Genomic DNA, 15,237 nt, shown 5'->3' on the forward strand with positions numbered 1-15,237 from the left:
GCACTACTTCCTCTCATGAAGTAAACCAATGTTCGCGCGCTTTCATGATGAGCGTTTTCGCAGTTTCTTCGTCAATTTGTGTCGCCTCAACTAGCTCATCAACAGCCAGTTCAGCAAGGTCGTCACGGGTGTGGACTTGATTCTCAGCAAGCTTTGCAATCAACTCGGTAGTCATGCCTTCTAAAGAGCGCAAGTCTTGGGAAACTTCACCAATCCGCTCTTCTTTAGCTAACTCCATAGTCAATAGAGAATCACGAGCGCGGGTACGCAACTCGTTCACGGTGTCTTCATCAAATGAATCAATCTCTAACATTTCAGACAATGGCACATAAGCCACCTCTTCCAAAGTGTTGAAACCTTCTTCAATCAAGATGTCTGCTACCTCTTGGTCAACGTCCAATTTGTCCATGAACAATTGACGCACAGAAGAAGCTTCTTTTTCAGTTTTCTCAGCAGACTCTTCAGGAGTCATGATGTTGATCTGCCAACCAGTCAAATCACTTGCCAAACGCACGTTTTGTCCGCTACGGCCAATGGCGATTGCCAAGTTTTCTTCATCAACCACCACATCCATCGCGTGACGCTCTTCGTCAACCACGATTGAAGAGACTTGCGCTGGAGCCAAAGCACCAATCACAAACTGGGCTGGATCTTCAGACCACAACACGATATCCACTGCTTCGCCAGCCACTTCGTTACGTACTGCAGTAACGCGTGTGCCACGAACACCAACACAGGTGCCAATTGGGTCGATACGCTTGTCGTAAGTCACTACAGCAATCTTGGCGCGAATACCGGGGTCACGGGCTGCGCCCTTAATCTCTAACAAGCCTTGTTCCATCTCTGGAACCTCATTCTCAAATAACTTGATTAAGAAATCAGGGCAGGTACGGGAAAGTTCAATCTGGGGACCACGAGCTTCACGATCCACTTTGAGGATGTAAGCACGCACACGGTCACCAGAACGTAAATTCTCTTTTGGAATCATTTGATCGCGACGCAACAATGCTTCAACACGGCCAGATTCAATAATCAAACCATTCTTATCAGCACGCTTGACGGTACCAGTCATGACTTTTTCGCCACGCTCTAGGTAGTCGTTCAAAATCTGCTCGCGCTCAGCATCACGAATGCGTTGCAAGATCACTTGCTTGGCAGCTTGTGCGCCGATACGGCCAAATGCCAAGGATTCAATTTGCTCTTCAATGTAGTCGCCGACTTCCATATCAGCCAATTGCTCTTGGGCTTCGAATTGCAAAATCTCTTTATCAGGCTCTTGCAGACCGGCTTCATTAGGAACCACCAACCAGCGACGGAAAGTTTCGTATTCGCCTGACTCACGGTCAATCGATACACGAATATCCACATCTTCATTGGGATAGCGCTTCTTTGTGGCCGATGCCAACGCCATTTCTAGCGCCTCGAACACAATAGCTTGATCAACGTTCTTTTCACGCGCTAGCGCGTCTGCCAACATGAGAACTTCTCGGCTCATGACTTTCTTCCTTTGAAATCAATAACAGGGACCAACCGAGTCTTATCGACCTCGGCTATAGAGAACTCCAATTGAGAGGGCTGACCATCAGCACCCTCGAACACCAAACCAAATTTCGCATCAGGTGAATTCAATTCACCAGTCAGCAAACCTTGCAACACACCACGAAAATTCTTACGGTTACCAACGGCAACACGTAGTTTTAAATCCACTTCCATTCCAGCAAAACGTTCAAAGTCTGCTGCACTCTTCACAGGGCGATCTAAGCCTGGTGAAGAAATCTCTAAGCGCTCGTAAGGGATGTTCTCAACCGGCAAGGTGTAGCTCAGTTGATGGCTCACCTTCTCGCAGTCAAGCACCGTAATCAAGCGCTCGTAATCGGGGTTTTCAATCGTGACGCGCAGCAATCCTCCGGCTTCACGCTCGATATCTACTAGCGTGTAACCCAAGTTTTCCAGCTCTGCAGAAATGACCTGCTGATCTTTCACGACTACCCTTCATACCAAAATGACAAAAAAAAATGGGCTTTGAAGCCCATATTCTCGAAATTCAGAACAGGCCGACTTACGTTGATCGCAACATCAGTCGGTAACAACTAAAAACAGCAGAATTCTGCTGTAAGACCAAAATTATAGCTGATTTTTGTTCCCTTTCTCAGGGAAATCTATTAGAAATCAGAAGCTTTCGCCAGGATTGCGGGGTTTTCTGGGGCCCTTATTGAAGGGTTTGCGTCCTTTTGGAGCGCCCCGTTTTGGCCCATTTCCTGGGGTTTGAGGGCTTCCCGTCACAAAAGCAGACTGCCCATGATGGACTTTTTTACCTTTGTTACGGCCTTGACCGCCTTGACTACCTTGCCCGCCTTGACCGCCACCCTGTCCAGGGCGACCGCCTTGGGTACGACCACGGAATGGACCACGACCTTCAGCAGACCCGCCACCGCCAGGCTTTCCACCTCTACCTTGGTGAGTCATGCCGTTATGGCCACTCGCCAGCGTTAAGGCATCGCGTGAGCCCCAGTATGACACTGAGGTTTGCATGGGATCAGGCTGGAAATCAGCACCTTCTGGATTGCGACTTTGTCCACCAGCATTCGGGTTACGGCCTTTATCTTGCGGCTGTGGCATTTTTAGTCCTGCCGACTTCATCAGGTTATAGATACCGCCAGCTTCAATCTCTTCCCACTTGCCACGTCTTAAGCGCGGAGGCAATAAGAAAATGCCATATCGTGTTCGGATTAAGCGAGATACCGTATGACCAACTGCTTCAAACATGCGACGCACTTCACGATTACGACCTTCGGTTAAGGCAACGTGATACCAGCGGTTGGCGCCATCACCACCACCCATTGCCAGACGTAAGAATTTGGCTTGACCATCATCTAACTGAATACCGCTTTTGAGTTGCGCCGTATTGTCTTGACTCAACTCGCCTAAGATACGCACTGCGTACTCACGCTCAACACCATAGCGTGGATGCATTAAACGATTTGCCAACTCACCAGAGGTGGTAAACAACAAGAGTCCTTCAGTATTAAAGTCCAAGCGACCCACCGCGATCCAACGACCCTGCCGTGGTTTAGGCAAACGATCAAATACGGTTGGACGACCTTCGGGATCTGATTGGCTCACGATTTCGCCAGCTGGCTTGTGATACAAAATCACGCGTGGTGGCTTGGTCTGAATCTTGCGATGGACCTGCTTGCCATTAATACGTACTTGATCTGTTGGACCAATACGCTGCCCAATATGTGCCGGCAATCCATTGACTGATACGCGCCCCTGAATAATCAGATCTTCCATATCGCGACGGGAACCCATGCCAGCATCTGCTAATACCTTATGCAGCTTAACGGTATCCTCATCATCGGCATCGTCATCTAAGCCATCGAGATCGGACCAGACTTCATCGCGCAAACTCAGTGGTAACTCATCCACATTGGCAAATTGCAAGCTACTGACTTCTTCTTCAGTTGGTGCATCAGGATCCTCATCTTCACGGGAACGTTGTGCGCGCTGTGCACGTCGCTCTGCACCAGTTTGATGGGAGATTTCATGTTCATTAAAGCCATCCGGATTTTTAACTTCCTCAATTTCCGGAGCATCGAGTGCGGCATCAAATTCGCCTGAAACTACTGAAGCAAATAAGGCTTCGCTATCGGCTGCATTGGGCGCTAGCTTGGCGGCAGAATGGTTGCCACCTTCGCGTGGCCCATGGTTATCACCACCCTCTCTTCGTGGGCGGTCCTTGTTAAATGGGCGCTTCTTATTAAAAGGATGCTTGCCAGTCCCTTGACGACGTGGGTTACGCTGACCGCGCTCGCCCCTCTCCCCTGCCTCACGACCCTCAGACGCTTGGCCCTCTCCATGCGATGGAGCAGCCTCAGAATGGGATGGTGTTGCCGCTGAAGGTATTGCCGGGAATGAATCGTTGTCGTTAGAACTTGTCATTAATTATTTTTTGTTTCGTCTGAAGATTCAGACTCGGGAGTAACTTCTTCTACAGCATCTTGGGTTGAAACTTCGGTAATCGCTTCATCGATCACCACAGTCTCTACAGTAGCATCGGGATCAAATTCAATAATGGCTTGACCCAACTGCTCTGCTGCAGCCATAGGCGCAGCGTCTTCCAAGATTGGCAAACTTTGTAAATTAGTCAAACTTAAGTCATCTAAAAATTGTTTGGTGGTGGCGTATAAACCTGGGCGACCGATGGTCTCTTTATGACCAATCACTTCAACCCAACCACGATCTTCTAACTGCTTCATCACGTTGCTACTAACAGCCACTCCGCGAATCTCTTCAATCTCTCCGCGTGTCACCGGCTGGCGGTAGGCAATGATGGCTAAAGTTTCCATCACCGCACGGGAATACTTCGGTGGCTTCTCTGGCGTTAAACGATCAAGGTACTCGCGCATCGATAAACGACTCTGAAAACGCCAACCAGTAGCAATGTGGGCTAGCTCCATGCCCTTATCGTCCCAGGCACGCTGTAACTCCACCAAAGCTTCGTCAATATCTGCAGTTGTGATGTCTTCCACAAACAAGCGTGATAAATCAGCGACAGTGAGGGGTTCCTGTGCGCACAGGAGGGCTGTTTCAATAACGCGCTTGTTGTGATCGTCCATAAAAGTGGGCTATCAGGAATTTTCCTGATGAGGCTTTAAAAAGTGTATTTCAGTAATGGGTTTTAGGTGTTCTCTAGCTACTACGAACAATCCATCTCTTAAATTCTCGTTGGGGGATTGGTTCGCGCCGAAACGAAGTCCTTCTCGTTCACCGTGCACCCATTATAAGGTAGGCTCAATACAATAGCCATATGCACAATAAATCCTCAAAACTCCCGATTCCAGCCTTGATGCAGCCCGGCTCCCCAGAGCGGCGTCGCTTGCTAGGCCTCGGAATTGGCTTAGGCGCCCTGCTCGGTGGCGCTAGCTTGAGCTCTTGCAGCATGATTGGCAGCAAAAAGCCTGTTATTGGTTTGGCATTAGGCGCTGGAGCTGCCCGAGGTTTTGCTCATATTGGCGTCATTAAAGCCCTCGAAGCTCAGGGCATTCGTCCCGATATTGTGGTTGGCAGTAGCGCAGGTAGCGTCATTGCCGCCCTCCTTGCCTCTGGTGCAACAGGTAATGAACTGAATCGCCTGGCACTCAATTTAGATGAAGCCACTATTGCCGATTGGGGTCTGCCATTTGTGGGGCGCTTTGGTGGCCTCATTAAAGGTGATGCCTTACAAAACATGGTCAATCGGGAAGTGCAAAACAAAACCATTGAACAAATGCGTATTCCGCTGGGCATTGTGGCAACCGAATTGCAATCTGGCAAAGGTGTTTTATTTAGGACTGGCAATACGGGTCAAGCAGTCCGCGCATCGTGCAGCGTACCTGGTGTATTTCAACCCACCGTGATTGGCGGCAAAGAATATGTCGATGGGGGATTGGTTGCACCCGTACCGGTAAGTTATGCCAGACAGATGGGCGCCACTCTCGTGATCGCGGTGAATATTTCTTCTGAACCCGTGCATCAAGACGCTAGCGGTACATTTGGGGTGCTGCAACAAACCATCTCCATCATGCAACGCAGTATTAATCAGTATGAATTAAAAAGTGCGGATATTGCCATTACTCCACAACTAAGACAAATGAGTAGTGGCGACTTTAAATCCAGAAATGCGGCAATCCTGGCTGGCGAGGCTGCAGCACAAGAACAAATGGCATTGATTAAGGAAAAGCTGAAGGGGTAAATCAGGGCTATTGCCCACGGAATTAGAGGCTTGGAGACTTGCGCTTTAAGTTCTTCACTTCATTGAGGAGCTCTTGACGTTCAGCGTCATTCAGATTGTCGCTACCATCTAGACGGCGAGCACCATCAAAACGTTTATCCCAATAAAGACTACCAAGATCATCGACACGAACTGCAGTGCCTTTGGATGGAGAGTGAATAAATTTATTGTCACCGACATAAATACCCACGTGCGAAAAGGTGAGTCGCATGGTGTTAAAAAATACGAGATCACCTGGCTGCAACTCATCACGATTGATCGGCTTACCAACTCTGCTCATCTGAGTCGATTTGCGGGGTAATAAAAATCCAAGCTTATCTTTAAAGACGTAACCAACAAAGCTGCTGCCATCCAATCCTGATTGTGGCAATTCAGAATCCCAGCGATAACGCACGCCAATGACTTCCATTGCGCGATTAATAAGTTCTTCAGATTTTCCTGAGACGGTATCAACCAAACGATCAGATACTCGAGATAAATAAGAGCGGCCCGCCTGAAACATACTTTCTTTAGGTACAGCTGCCTCAGCTGGAGTCTCAACCGGAGCATCAACAGCATAAGTTGACCAAGCAAAGCTCAAGCCCAAGGCGAGAACCAAGAGCTTTGGCAGGAGCGCTTTTTTCAATGACATCGTCTTAGTGTAACAAAGAAGTACTTCACAACCAAGACTAGACTTTTGACTCAAGTCATTGTTTATAAACATTTTTTAAGAATAAATTGTGCCCCAAAGGGGGGTTAATGCACCAATTTAGCCCATTGAAATTGGGTTTCTGGGTAATTAAGTCAACTCAGCTGCAGCAAAAAGCTCTTTGGTATAGGTCTGGCGCGGGTGCGCAATCAGGGTCTCTGTATCCCCAAACTCCACCACTTTGCCGCCCTTAAGGACCATCACCTGATGTGACATCGCCCTGATGACTGCCAAGTCATGGCTAATCATCAAATATGCTAAGTTGTACTTCTTTTGGAGTTCAGTCAGAAGCGCTAGTACCTGCTTTTGTATAGATACATCCAAAGCTGAGGTAGGTTCATCTAAAACCAAAATTTGGGGGCGCAAGATCAGCGCTCTGGCAATGGCAATACGCTGTCTTTGTCCACCAGAAAATTCATGGGGATAACGCGTAAGCGCAGTGCGGTCAAGACCCACTTCTTTCAACATATCGAGCACACGAGTTTCACGTTCAGCTGCTGTGAGATTTGGGAAGTGCGCATCTAATCCCTCAGCCACAATCTGCATCACATTCATGCGCGGTGACAATGATCCAAAGGGATCCTGAAAGATCACTTGCAAACTCGCACGCATAGCACGTCGTTCTGCAGGTTTGAGTTTTTGCCAATCACTACCCAACACATCCACATCTCCAGAAACTTCTGCAGAGGAATCACCCAGCAAACCGAGCACCGCCATACCAAGAGTAGTCTTACCAGAGCCAGACTCACCAATGACGCCAATGGTTTGACCTTGCTTTAACTCAAAGCTCACCTTCTTCAATACTTTATGGGCCGGTGCTTTTTTGAACCAAGAAACGGTTTCAGAGCTGGGGTATGCAACCGAAAGTTCTTCGGTCTTAAGTAAAACGGGGGCTAAAGGCATCAAGGGTGCAAGATCACGCACGGGAGCACTATTGACCAATGCTTTGGTATAGGGATCGCTTGGATGACTAAACACCTGCTTGGTTGGGCCAGATTCCATCAGGTTACCTTGATGGAGAACTGCAACACGCTGCGCAAAGTGTTTCACCAAATTGAGATCATGTGTAATGAGCAAGATCCCCATACCGCCATGATCCTTAAATTCTTCTTGAAGATCTTTCAGCAATTCCAAAATCTGCAAACGCAAGCTGACATCTAATGCGGTAGTTGGCTCATCTGCAATCAAGAGGCGCGGCTTGCACGCTAAAGCCATCGCAATCATGGCACGCTGCCGTTGACCGCCGGAGAGTTGATGCGGATAGGCATGAAAGCGACGCTCTGGCTCGGGGATGCCGGTCTTCCTCAGCAAATCAATGGCAGCATCAACGCACTGTGCTTTAGAAATCAGAGGCTGATCGATTTGTACTGCTTCGATAATTTGATTGCCTACTGTAAATAAGGGATTGAGCGCAGTCATCGGCTCCTGAAAGACCATGGCAATTTCTCGACCCCGAATCTGGCGTATCTCTTCAATCGGCAGTGACAAAAGATCTACCGTTCCCTTACCCTCACCCTGGTTCCACAGAATCTTGCCAGAAACTTTCGCACCCTCAGGCTCAAGGCGAAGTGGAGCTAAAGCAGTGAGTGTTTTTCCGGAGCCAGATTCACCAACCAGCGCTACCCGCTCTCCAATACCAATCTCTAAATCCAAATGATTGACTGCAAATTTTTCACGACGCCCCGATCCAAAAGAGATGCAGAGGTCTTCATACTTGAGCAAGCTCATGAACGACCTCCACTCATTAAACCTGTTTTACGAGAGTCAAAAGCATCGCGTAATGCCTCACCCATAAAAGTAAGCAGCAATAAGGTAGTCACTAGGACTACAAAGGTCGATAGCGAAATCCACCAAGCATCGAGATTGCCCTTACCTTGTGAGAGGAGCTCGCCCAAGCTAGGCGTACCAGGCGGAACACCCAATCCCAAAAAATCCAAACTGGTTAAAGAGAGAATGGCAGCACTCATGCGGAAGGGTAAAAACGTAATTACCGGTGTCAAGCTGTTGGGCAAAATATGACGCCACATGATTTGCAGATTCGTAAGACCCAAGGCGCGCGCTGCTCGGACATACTCCAAAGCACGATTCCGAAAGAACTCGGCCCGTACGTAATCAGATAATCCCATCCAACCAAACGCCGCTAAGAGAATGACCAAGAGAGAAACACTGGGATTAAAGATGGACGCAAAAATAATGAGCAAATATAACTCTGGCATTGCCGACCAAATTTCAATCAAACGTTGTGAAATCAGATCGAACTTGCCACCAAAGAACCCCATCAGGGATCCGGTAATAATGCCTACACTGACTCCTACAATGGTGAGCGCTAGGCCAAATAAGATTGACAGTCGAAATCCATAGATCAAACGCGCCAAAACATCGCGCCCACGATCATCTGTACCGAGCCAGTTCTCCCAAGATGGGGGAGCCGGATTTGGAACAGTGGAAAAGTAATTAAGGGTTTCATAGCTGTAATGAATGGGTGGATAAATTGCCCAATTACCATTACTTGTAATGTTTTGACGGATATCAGGATCTAAAAAATCTGTTGGCGTAGAAAAGTCTCCACCAAATACAGTCTCTGGTTGATTTTGGATAATCGGAAAATAAAAATGTCCTTGATAGCGCACAAGCAAGGGCTTGTCATTCGCAATCAGCTCAGCGCAAAGCGATAGACCAAACAAGACCATAAAGATCCAGAGGCTGGCATAGCCGGTACGGCTATTTTTAAAGCGCTGCCAACGACTCATGAACCACCTCCAGCGCCGAACTGAATGCGGGGATCGATATAGACGTAGCAAAGATCGGAAATGAGCTTGGTAAATAACCCAATCAAGGTAAATAGATACAGCGTTCCAAATACTACCGGGTAATCACGACGCATGACAGACTCATAGGAAAGTAAGCCAAGACCATCTAAAGAAAATAAAGTCTCAATGAGTAGTGAGCCCGTGAAGAATGCCCCGATGAATGCCGCTGGAAAGCCAGTCACCAAAGGAAGTAATGCATTGCGAAACACATGCTTCCAAAGTACTTGTTTCTCAGTAAGACCCTTAGCTCTCGCTGTCAACACATACTGTTTACGAATCTCTTCTAAAAAAGAATTCTTAGTCAACATAGTTACTACTGCAAAGCTGCCCAAAACTGAAGCTGTAATTGGAAGCACTAAGTGCCATAGATAATCCATGACCTTGCCTAATAGACTCAGCTCACTCCAGTTATCTGAAGTTAATCCGCGTAGTGGAAAAATCTGCAAGAAACTGCCCCCACCAAAGAGAACCAAAAGCAGCACGCCCAAGACAAATCCTGGAATGGCATAACCTACCAAAATGATGCTACTCGTGACAGCATCAAAACGTGAACCATCACGCACAGCCTTGGCAATACCCAGGGGTATGGACACTAAATAGGTAATGAAGAAGGTCCATAATCCAATGCTGATAGAAACGGGGAGCTTGGAGACCACCAAGCCCCAGACACTTTCATGTTGGTAATAGCTTTGGCCTAAATCAAAGCGTGCAAAACGACCTAGCATCATGAAGTAACGCTCTACTGGCGGCTTGTCAAAACCATACAAAGCCTTCACTTCCTCTAAGCGTTGCGCATCGACGCCTTGACGTCCACGATAAGTCGCTCCGGCACCAGAAGACTCCGATCCACCAGTTGCAGCACTACCTTTGCCTTTTAATTCGAGGACCATCTGCTCTACCGGACCGCCTGGGACAAATTGCACTACTGCAAAAGTGAGTGTTAATACGCCCAACAATGTTGGGATCATCAACAGCAAACGTTTCAAAATATAGACGCGCATTTGACCGTGCATTATTTAGACTCTTCTTTCCACCAATTTTGCATAATCCAAGGTTCAGCTGAATAATACAAAGGCGGTTCTGGATAATGCATCTCTTTACGATACGCGACTCTATGCGTAGGGTTGTACCACTGTGGAATGACGTAGTAACTATTCCAAAGTACGCGGTCCAAAGCTCTTGTCGCTGCACGGAGCTGCTCTCGGTTCTGGGCTTTAGTCACCTCAGCGACCAAGGCATCGACTACGGGAGATTGAATTCCAATGACATTGTCTGAGCCTTTTTCCTTAGCGGCTTGACTACCAAAGCGATCCCAAAGTTCATTCCCCGGATTTTGCGAGTCTGGAAAGCGGACTGTCGTCATATCAAAATCGTATTCATTCATGCGCTTTTGATGCAAAGCAAAGTCGCTAGTACGGATATCTACCTGCACACCCAGTTTTTCGAGGTTGCGGACATATGCGGAAATCACTCTTAAGAAGAAACCGCCATCTTCTACTATCTCAAAGCGAAAAGGCTCACCCTTCTCATTACGCAAGGCGCCATCACGGTATTGCCAACCAGCGTGCATCAGCAATTCACGTGCTTGCTTTAAGTTCTGGCGCAAGCTGCCCGGCGGCTTAGTCGATGGTGCATACGGCATCGGTCCGAAAACCGCATCAGGCACCCATTGTGGATATTTGTCTTTGAGTGGTCGCAATAATTTCAACTCCGCTTCAGTCGGTTTGCGATGGCCATCAAAGTTCGCACTCAAGTCGCTATTCTGAAAATAACTATTAATTCGACTGTATTGATCAAAAAAGATTTGGCGATTAAGCCACTCAAAATCCAAAGCCAAGCCCAAGGCTTCACGCACGCGTGCATCTTTAAATAAAGGACGGCGCATATTCATGGCAAAACCTTGCATACCAGCACCGTTGTGATTTAAGAAGGCCTTTCTGAGTAAAGTGCCGTTATCAAACTTTGTACCAACATATCCCTTAGCCCAAATCTTGGCGCGATATTCCACGATGGCATCAAATTCCCCTGCTTTAAATGCTTCAAGCCGCACGGCATCGTCGCTATACAGTTTGTATAGGACCCGATCAAAGTTATAAAAGCCAACGCGCACGTTCAGCGGTTTACTGAGTTGATCTGCCCAATATTGCGGATTGTGTTTGAAGACAATCGATTTACCTGCCTTAAAGGACTCGATCAGATAAGGCCCACTACCAATCGGCGTCTCAAAGGCGATCTTCTCAAAAGGAGTAATGCTGCCATCTGCTTGCTTACCCCAATTGCGAGAAAAGATTGGCAAGGTTCCAGCGAGGATGGGAAGTTCAGCATTGTCATTTTTAAAGTCAAAACGCACTGTTCGATCTGAAACAATGACTGCCTCTTTAATATCGGCAAAAGTCGTTTTGTAACGTGGGTGAGCTTTGCTACTCATTAAAATATCAAAGCTGTATTTAACGTCTGCCGCTAACACGGGACTGCCATCCGAAAATTTGGCTTCTGGACGAATTCGAAAGGTCACAGATTTGTGATCTGCTGCTACCGCAATATCTTCAGCCAGCAAACCATAAATACTCGATACCTCATCCGCACTTCCCTCCGCCAAAGATTCAAACATCAATTCAATTCCGGGGGCAGTCACTCCTCGCAGGGTAAATGGATTGAACTTATCAAAACTGGTTCTTTGCCCTGGATTGGGTAAAGTCAGCGTACCTCCCCTGGGGGCATTGGGGTTGACGTAATCGAAATGGGCAAATCCGTCGGCATACTTGGGCTTGCCATATTGAGAAATCCCCTGTGCCGCCTCTGCTGTATTGACTCCAAACCCTACTAGCAGGGCTAGCAGCAGGTATTGGGCGAGCTGGCGAATGGGCTTTAGGGTCGGCATATATGCAACAATTGTAGATAGCTAATCATATTTGAAGCAAAGGACACAACATGGGCTTTCTCTCCGGCAAAAAAATCCTCATTACCGGCCTCCTCTCCAATCGTTCAATTGCCTATGGTATCGCCAAGGCATGTCACCGTGAAGGCGCTGAATTAGCCTTTACTTATGTTGGCGAACGCTTTAAGGACCGTATCGTCGACTTTGCAAAAGAATTCGGCACCGATCTCATTTTTGACTGTGATGTTGGTAGCGATGAACAAATTGCAGCCCTCTTTCAGGATTTAGCCAAATCCTGGCCTCAGTTTGATGGTTTTGTACATGCCATTGGTTTTGCACCCCGTGAAGCCATTGCAGGCGACTTCCTCGAAGGCCTCTCTCGTGAAGGCTTCAAAATTGCGCATGACATCTCTGCTTACAGTTTTCCGGCAATGGCAAAAGAAGCTTTACCCATGTTGCGCGATAAATCTTCACTACTCACCTTAACGTATTTGGGATCCATGAAGAACGTTCCCAACTACAACACCATGGGTTTAGCGAAGGCTTCTTTAGAAGCTTCAGTACGTTATCTCGCCGGCTCAGTTGGCCCTAAGGGAATTCGTGCCAACGGCATCTCTGCAGGACCAATCAAAACGCTCGCTGCCTCTGGCATCAAAGGCTTCGGCAAGATTTTGGAAGCAGTCGAACAAACTGCACCATTACGCCGCAATGTCACGATTGATGATGTGGGCAATACTGCTGCCTTCTTGTTGTCTGATCTTGCAAACGGTATCACTGCTGAAATCATTTATGTGGATAACGGCTTTAGCCAAGTCATTGGTGGAATGGAAGAAGTTTGAGCGTTCCCTTAAGCGAGGCCCTCAAGTTTTGGGCCAAACTCGGCTTTATTAGTTTTGGCGGTCCCGCTGGACAAATCGCGGTTTTGCATCAAGAGTTGGTTGAGAAGCGTCGCTGGATTTCTGAGCGGCGCTTTTTACATGCTCTGAACTACTGCATGCTCTTACCAGGGCCCGAAGCACAACAACTCGTCACTTATATTGGCTGGCTGATGCATCGTAGTTGGGGTGGCATTCTGGCGGGCACACTATTTATCTTGCCCTCACTGTTTATCTTGATTGGCCTATCTTGGGTTTATTTAAGCTTTGGGCAAGTGCCTTGGATTGCCGCCATCTTCTTTGGCATTAAACCGGCGGTGGTCGCAATTGTTTTGCATGCGGCTGTGCGTATTGGTAAGCGCACCATTCACAATCAAGCTCTGCAGTGGATTGCCTTGGGTTCTTTCATTGCCATCTTCATTCTCAATTTGGCTTTTCCAATCATTGTTTTGATTGCTGCTGCGATTGGCTTTTGGGGAGGCAAACGCTACCCAGAGTATTTTTCCCAAAAGGGTGGACATGCCAATACGCAAGATCAACATTACGGTAGGGCCATTATTGATGACGATACCCCTACTCCTGAGCACGCACAGTTTCAGATTCAGAAAACCATTCGACATAGCCTGGTCGCAATCGCATGCTGGCTTCTGCCAATTGTCATCCTGATTGCAGTCTTTGGTTGGGGAACACTCTATCCAGCTATCGCGTGGTTCTTTACTAAGGCTGCCTTGCTGACCTTTGGTGGTGCTTATGCAGTACTGCCTTATGTTTATCAAGGTGCTGTAGATCATTTTCATTGGCTCAGCGCCAATCAAATGATTGATGGTTTAGCTCTGGGTGAGACCACTCCTGGACCGCTGATTATGGTGGTGGCTTTTGTAGGTTATTTAGCTGGTTATATTCAGCACCTGATTGGCAATAGCAATCCATTTTGGTTTGGCGTACTTGGTGCGTGTGTCGCTACTTGGTTCACTTTTTTACCTTCATTCTTTTTTATCTTGGTAGGCGGCCCACTGATTGAGTCTACTCATGGAAAGCTTGGCTTTACTGCACCCCTGACTGCGATCACTGCTGCTGTGGTTGGCGTGATCGCTAATCTGGGTCTCTTCTTTGCCTACCATGTGTTCTTACCTAGTGGTCTAGGAGGCTCTATCTCTTGGATATCCATCGTCATCTGCGCTTTAGCTAGCTTAGGGCTATTTCAGTTTCAAAAAGGGGTAATGACGGTGCTAGGTGGCTGCGCTTTAGCTGGCCTTCTCTCTTACCTCGCCGTAGCCTTCATCGGCTAGTCACTTCAAGCCCGGCTTGATGAAGATTGGCATAATGGAAAATATGCGAATCGAAGCTCAAACTATTGCCCACTTACAAGAATGGCTCGGTAAAACTGAGTCATTCCAAGATTCAGTTACGGCTGCACCAGTTCGCGCCCTATCTGCTACTTTAGATCGCGATGACCCAGCACCAAGCAAAGGCACTTTTTTACCAGAGCTGTGGCATTGGCTGTATTTTTTACCCCATGCCCGCGAATCCGATATCGGACCTGATGGCCACCCGAAGCGTGGCGGCTTTCTTCCTCCTGTTCCGCTACCACGTCGGATGTGGGCCGGTAGTCGCTTGCAATGGTTAGCTCCACTCACCGTGGGAGATGAGATTGAACGCGTCTCCACGATTGAATCTGTCACCCACAAAGCAGGACGTGCAGGTGATCTGATCTTTGTTTTAGTGAAACACCTCATCTCCAATCAAAATGGTCTTGCCATTATTGAAGAGCATGACATTGTGTATCGTGATGCGCCCGGACCAGATGACAAACCCGCGGCCCCCACTCCCGCTCCAAAAGATGCAGTATGGACAAAGACTATTACGCCAGATGATGTTTTGCTATTCCGCTACTCAGCGCTCACCTTTAATGGTCATCGCATTCATTACGATCGCAAATACGTTACCGAAGTAGAAGGCTATCCTGGCCTCATTGTGCATGGTCCCTTGATCGCCACACTGCTGGTAGATTTGGTTCGTCAAAGCATTCCTGGATGCAGACTCAAGAGCTTTGAGTTCCGTGTAATTCGCCCGACCTTTGATATCAATGTATTTAAAGTCTCGGCCAAACCTGATTTAGAAAAAGATCCTAGTGGCAAGACTATTTCCGTTTGGGCCGAAGATCATGAAGCTTGGCTCACCATGCAGGCGACTGCCCAATTAGCGTGATATCA

Annotated in this window: 13 protein-coding genes; 4 read left to right on the plus strand and 9 right to left on the minus strand. The window is 47.8% G+C overall.

What is annotated here, in order from left to right; translation table 11 throughout:
• Nucleotides 1-13: 13 nt before the first annotated feature.
• The 4 genes from nusA to scpB form a co-directional block, all read right to left on the minus strand.
• Nucleotides 14-1,495 carry a transcription termination factor NusA gene (nusA, locus tag IEN92_RS00330; RefSeq protein WP_216159487.1) on the minus strand — a complete coding sequence of 494 codons (1,482 nt, stop codon included), beginning with the start codon at nt 1,493-1,495 and terminating at the stop codon, nt 14-16.
• Nucleotides 1,492-1,983, minus strand: coding sequence for a ribosome maturation factor RimP (gene rimP / locus IEN92_RS00335; RefSeq protein WP_215373422.1), 492 nt, complete (start codon nt 1,981-1,983; stop codon nt 1,492-1,494). Before rimP ends, nusA begins: the two co-directional genes overlap by 4 nt.
• Nucleotides 1,984-2,169: 186 nt before the next feature.
• Nucleotides 2,170-3,942, minus strand: coding sequence for a 23S rRNA pseudouridine(2605) synthase RluB (rluB, locus tag IEN92_RS00340; RefSeq protein WP_216159490.1), 1,773 nt, complete (start codon nt 3,940-3,942; stop codon nt 2,170-2,172).
• Entirely contained in the window at nt 3,942-4,619 is a 678-nt protein-coding gene (gene scpB / locus IEN92_RS00345) for an SMC-Scp complex subunit ScpB (protein WP_216159492.1), read from the minus strand. The genes rluB and scpB overlap by 1 nt, the downstream gene beginning before the upstream one ends.
• Before the next feature lie 323 nt (nt 4,620-4,942).
• Between scpB and IEN92_RS00350 the strand changes: the two genes are divergently transcribed.
• Nucleotides 4,943-5,734 carry a patatin-like phospholipase family protein gene (locus IEN92_RS00350; RefSeq protein WP_251366813.1) on the plus strand — a complete coding sequence of 264 codons (792 nt, stop codon included), beginning with the start codon at nt 4,943-4,945 and terminating at the stop codon, nt 5,732-5,734.
• Between the two features lie 22 nt (nt 5,735-5,756).
• Here IEN92_RS00350 and IEN92_RS00355 read toward each other — a convergent pair whose 3' ends face one another.
• The 5 genes from IEN92_RS00355 to IEN92_RS00375 all read right to left on the minus strand — a co-directional run bounded on the left by IEN92_RS00355 (nt 5,757) and on the right by IEN92_RS00375 (nt 12,152).
• Entirely contained in the window at nt 5,757-6,404 is a 648-nt protein-coding gene (locus IEN92_RS00355) for a C40 family peptidase (protein ID WP_216159495.1), read from the minus strand.
• Nucleotides 6,405-6,551: 147 nt separating this feature from the next.
• Nucleotides 6,552-8,189 (minus strand): ABC transporter ATP-binding protein, encoded by a 1,638-nt coding sequence (locus IEN92_RS00360; protein ID WP_216159498.1) that lies wholly within the window; start codon nt 8,187-8,189, stop codon nt 6,552-6,554.
• On the minus strand, nt 8,186-9,211 hold the full coding sequence (locus tag IEN92_RS00365; protein ID WP_216159501.1) for an ABC transporter permease: 1,026 nt from the start codon (nt 9,209-9,211) through the stop codon (nt 8,186-8,188). The genes IEN92_RS00360 and IEN92_RS00365 overlap by 4 nt, the downstream gene beginning before the upstream one ends.
• Nucleotides 9,208-10,272, minus strand: a complete 1,065-nt coding sequence (locus IEN92_RS00370; protein ID WP_216162065.1) for a microcin C ABC transporter permease YejB — start codon at nt 10,270-10,272, stop codon at nt 9,208-9,210. Before IEN92_RS00370 ends, IEN92_RS00365 begins: the two co-directional genes overlap by 4 nt.
• An 11-nt stretch (nt 10,273-10,283) precedes the next feature.
• Nucleotides 10,284-12,152: an extracellular solute-binding protein gene (locus IEN92_RS00375; protein WP_216159504.1), complete on the minus strand. Its 1,869-nt coding sequence runs from the start codon at nt 12,150-12,152 to the stop codon at nt 10,284-10,286.
• 50 nt (nt 12,153-12,202) lie between these two features.
• Between IEN92_RS00375 and fabI the strand changes: the two genes are divergently transcribed.
• From fabI to IEN92_RS00390, 3 genes are read left to right on the plus strand one after another with little or no spacing between them, the layout of a single operon-like run.
• Complete coding sequence (fabI, locus tag IEN92_RS00380; protein WP_215373435.1) at nt 12,203-12,988, plus strand: enoyl-ACP reductase FabI; 786 nt, start codon at nt 12,203-12,205, stop codon at nt 12,986-12,988.
• Complete coding sequence (chrA, locus tag IEN92_RS00385) at nt 12,985-14,313, plus strand: chromate efflux transporter (RefSeq protein WP_216159507.1); 1,329 nt, start codon at nt 12,985-12,987, stop codon at nt 14,311-14,313. The genes fabI and chrA overlap by 4 nt, the downstream gene beginning before the upstream one ends.
• Nucleotides 14,314-14,347: 34 nt before the next feature.
• Entirely contained in the window at nt 14,348-15,232 is an 885-nt protein-coding gene (locus tag IEN92_RS00390; protein ID WP_216159510.1) for a MaoC family dehydratase N-terminal domain-containing protein, read from the plus strand.
• Nucleotides 15,233-15,237: the final 5 nt, after the last annotated feature.

It is taken from the genome of Polynucleobacter sp. MWH-Creno-3A4, from assembly GCF_018881885.1.
Classification (GTDB): domain Bacteria; phylum Pseudomonadota; class Gammaproteobacteria; order Burkholderiales; family Burkholderiaceae; genus Polynucleobacter.